Raw genomic sequence first — 3,781 nt, 5'->3', positions numbered from 1 at the left:
GTTCGGCAGATTACCCGAGCGGCCAAAGGGGGCTGACTGTAAATCAGCTGGCATTGCCTACGGGGGTTCGAATCCCTCATCTGCCACCGAACGGGAACCCCGTCCGACCCGGTGAATAACCGGTTGGACGGGGTTTTTCCATACCCGCCGGAAACACCGGCCGCCGGTTCCCTTCCGGCACAGGGCGGGGAACGGCGTCGATAGACTTGACCGCGGATGTGACCGGCGGCGACTGGCCGCCACGATGAGGAGTTCTTTTGCGACAATTCACCGCCCGCTTCGCGACGCCCGAGGAAATCGAGGCATGGGACAGCCATGTCACGGCCAATCCCAACGGCGGCAACATGCTGCAGGCCAAGGCCTACGCCCTGGTCAAAGCCGACCACGGGTGGAAGCCGCTGTACCTGGCGTATGAGACCGGGGACTACACCAGCTACAACTTGGTGCTGGAAAAGAACATTCCGGTGCTGGGCAAATACTGGTACATGATCAAGGGTCCGGACGTTGCATCGCCCGAGGACCTGCCTGGCATCTTCGAGGCCAACCGCCGCTTCTGCCGGCAACATGCGCGCGGAGTCTTCGCGGTCCGCATCGAGCCGGATGTCGAGGCCACGGATGAAACCCGCGCGCTGCTGGTGCGCGAAGGCCTGGTCAAGATGCCGGACCTGCAGCCGAACGACCACACCGCAATCGTCGATATTTCCCCGGAGCCGGAGGTCGTTCTCAAGAGCTTCTCCTCCCGGGGGCGCAATGCCGTGCGCCGCGCGATCCGCGAGGGCGCCGAAGTGGTCACGGCCGAGCCGACGGAAGAGAACTTCCGGGCGATGTTCAGCCTGATGGGGCAGGTGCAGCAAGGCCAGAAAAATGTGCAGGTCCGTTCCTTTGAGTACTTCAAGGCCTTCTGGGGCAACTTCATCGCCGCGGGGCAGGGCCGGCTGCTGTTCACGTACGAAGACGGAAAGCCATCCGTGGGGGCTTTCGTGGTCAACTACGGACGCAAGGGAACCTATAAGGACGGCGGGTCGCTGCCGCGCCGCAAGCAGTACGGCGACTCCCACCTGATCCAGTGGACGGCCATGAACCAGCTCAAGGAGCTGGGCATCACCAGTTACGACCTGTGCGGAACTCCGCCCGCGTCCGAGGTCAAGAATCCCGACCATGAGTACTACGGGTTGGGGCTGTTCAAGACCAGCTTTACCAAGACCATCACGGATTTCGTCGGCTGCTACGACCAGGTGATCTCCCCGCTGAGGTACAAGCTGTGGTCCGTCGCCGGGGAGAAGGTTGCCCGCGGCCTTTATGTGCGCCGTCGTCACCAGCCTTTCTACTAAACGGCGCCGGAAACGGCAGCGCAGGCTCCTGCGAACTTTCGTCCGGAAAGGTGCCGCTCCCGTAAGGAAGTTTCGCCGGACGCCCTCACGCCGCATCGGCCAGCGGCAGCGGGTGGATGTCCCACAGGAAGCAGTACGTTTTCCTCCCGGAGTTGTGCATCACGTTGTAGTAGAACCACTGCCAGCCGGATGCGTTGTTGTGGTCGGCTGGAGCGGGCGGACAGTCGGCGGGCGTGTACCACTTTCCGGCGCTCCAGATGTAGTGCAGGTCGCCCACATAGGTGGCCGCCGGGCCGGCGCCGGGTCTGCCGTGGGGCAGGCCGATCCTGTCCTTCAGCGAGTTGCCCTCGCCCACGGCGTACAGTTCGGTCTGCTCCGGGTCGTGGGCGAACGGGAGGTTCGGGCCCAGCTCGTTGATCAAGGCCGTGCTTTGGGAGATGGCGGCGTCGAGCTCCAGCCCGTCGGTGACAATCAGAACAGTGCAGCGGTCCATGGCGGTCCCTTCAGTCGCGGTCTCTGGTGGGATCGACCTTAGGGAGCAGGGACACACCCCGGTAGGCATGCCCATCAGGTTGTGGATAACAGCGGTGCGACAAAGCCCTCGTACGGCGCACCGAGGCGCAGGGTGGGGCACCTTGGGGACGTGCAGCCAGCGTTCTCCGTTCCGCAGCAGCTCATGCGCTAAGCGAACAAGGGGCGACAGGCTGCAACCCGGCGCGCTAGCGTGGAGACATGGCAACCATCGACATCACCGAGGCCCAGTTTCCGCAGACCATCGAAGAGAACGACATCGTCTTCGTCGACTTCTGGGCCGATTGGTGCGGCCCGTGCAAGCAGTTTGCCCCCGTCTACGATGCCGCGTCCGAGCAGCACAGCGACGTCGTCTTCGCCAAGGTGGACACCGAAGCCGAGCAGAGCCTGGCCGCCGCGGCCGGAATCACCTCGATCCCGACGCTTATGGCTTTCCGGGAAAAGGTGCTGGTGTTCTCCCAGCCGGGAGCACTGAACTCCAGCCAGTTTGCGCAGCTCGTGGACGCCGTCAAGGGACTGGACATGCAGGAAGTCCACGCCCAGGTGGCTGCCCAGCAGCAGGAGGCGCAGGACGGACCGGCCGCCGACTAGCGGCACGGCTGACCGCACGACGTTCAAGGCTTTGAGAGGGAGCGGGGCATGCGCCCCGTTCCCTCCGTGCGTTAATGCCGGCGGTGGTCCTGCGGAGACAACCGCGGGCCGAAGGCCGGCTTGCGGAAACCGCTGAGCACCAGCATCCGCACGACCCGCTGTCGGTGGCCCCGCCACGGTTCAAGGAGCTCCAGCATGCCGGCGTCGTCCGTCTTGCGCCCGGTGAGCGCATAGCCCACAAAAGCAGCCAGATGGAAGTCGCCCACGGACACCGAGTCCGGATCCGCGTGGGTACGCTGGGCGGTCTCGGCCGCTGTCCACGGCCCGATCCCCGGGACGGTGCGCAGCCTGCGGGACAATTCTTCGCCGGCCGGCAGCGAGGCCAGCCGTTCCAGCGCGCCGGCTGAGGAACAGGCGCGCATGATGGTCCCCGAGCGCTTCGAGTCCACGCCGGCTCGGTGCCAGTCCCAGGACGGGATACGCCGCCATCCGTGCGCGGTCGGCGGAACCATAAGCCCGGCCGGTGCGGGTCCGGGAGCCGGTGTCCCGTGCCGGCGAACCAAATATCTGTAGGAGTACCGTGCCTCGAGCGTGGTGATTTTCTGCTCCAGGATTACCGGCACCAGCGCGTCGATCATCCGCCCGGTCGCGGGCAGCCGCAGCCCGGGGTGCCTGCGCCGCGGATCGCGCACCAGCCGTGGCAGGCCTGCGTGGAAACCGGGTTCATCAAACCCGGTCCAGTCATCGCTTGTCCCCAGCAGCCCAGGGAGCCCGGCCAGCGCTTCCTCCGCACCCGGCCCCCAGGCCTGCCCTTTCACGACGGCGGTGCCCCGGCGTTCGTCTTGCTGTCGCGGTTCGCGCGTGATGCGCAAGGTCGCCGCGCCGCAGGAGGTGTTCAGCGTCAGCCAGGCACCGGCGTCGTCCATCCGGGCGGTGGGATCCTGGGCACCGCGGGACAGGACGGACAGCGTTCCCGGCAAGTCATACGGCTCGGGGATTTCCACCCGTGCCGTGAGCCCCGTGGGTCGGGTCGCAGTGGCGGGGGAGAGCATGGATTAATCGTCCCACGAGGTTGGGAGGATTCGGACCCGCGCCCCTCCTTGCTGCGGAGGGCGCGTGCCGGCGCGGACTGGGCGCGGACTGATCGTGCAGCGCAGGCCCGATCCTGGCGGCCTCGCGGGCGCCGGCATGAACCCGTCTTACGCCCGTTGTGCCCCCGGATACGCTGGCGGGTAGATTTGGGCCCATGAAATATGCCAATTCTGTTCTGGACCTGATCGGCAACACACCGTTGGTCAAGCTGAACAAAGTGACCGAAGGTATTGCTG

Annotated in this window: 4 protein-coding genes and 1 tRNA gene; 3 read left to right on the top strand and 2 right to left on the bottom strand. The window is 65.7% G+C overall.

Features of this window, described 5'->3' with window-relative positions; all coding sequences use genetic code 11:
* Positions 1 to 4: 4 nt before the first annotated feature.
* Together AC5RWT_RS35470 and AC5RWT_RS35465 are read left to right on the top strand one after the other, a co-directional pair.
* Positions 5 to 86 (top strand) — tRNA-Tyr (locus AC5RWT_RS35470).
* Between the two features lie 171 nt (positions 87 to 257).
* The gene (locus tag AC5RWT_RS35465) at positions 258 to 1,331 is read left to right on the top strand and encodes a lipid II:glycine glycyltransferase FemX (RefSeq protein ID WP_494084314.1); all 1,074 of its coding nucleotides are present in this window, start codon (positions 258 to 260) and stop codon (positions 1,329 to 1,331) included.
* Between the two features lie 85 nt (positions 1,332 to 1,416).
* Here AC5RWT_RS35465 and AC5RWT_RS35460 read toward each other — a convergent pair whose 3' ends face one another.
* Entirely contained in the window at positions 1,417 to 1,824 is a 408-nt protein-coding gene (locus AC5RWT_RS35460; protein ID WP_494084313.1) for a hypothetical protein, read from the bottom strand.
* Positions 1,825 to 2,063: 239 nt separating this feature from the next.
* Between AC5RWT_RS35460 and trxA the strand changes: the two genes are divergently transcribed.
* A complete protein-coding gene (trxA, locus tag AC5RWT_RS35455; protein WP_493966610.1) occupies positions 2,064 to 2,453 on the top strand; it encodes a thioredoxin in 390 nt (129 codons plus the stop codon).
* Between the two features lie 71 nt (positions 2,454 to 2,524).
* Here the strand turns inward: trxA and AC5RWT_RS35450 are convergent, their stop codons facing one another.
* Positions 2,525 to 3,505, bottom strand: a complete 981-nt coding sequence (locus AC5RWT_RS35450) for a DNA-3-methyladenine glycosylase family protein (RefSeq protein ID WP_494084312.1) — start codon at positions 3,503 to 3,505, stop codon at positions 2,525 to 2,527.
* Between the last annotated feature and the right edge of the window lie 276 nt (positions 3,506 to 3,781).

It is taken from the genome of Arthrobacter sp. Dra40 (genome assembly GCF_059091905.1).
The sequence above is the reverse complement of the archived record's forward strand: the minus strand, read 5'-3'. Positions and strand labels throughout refer to the sequence as shown.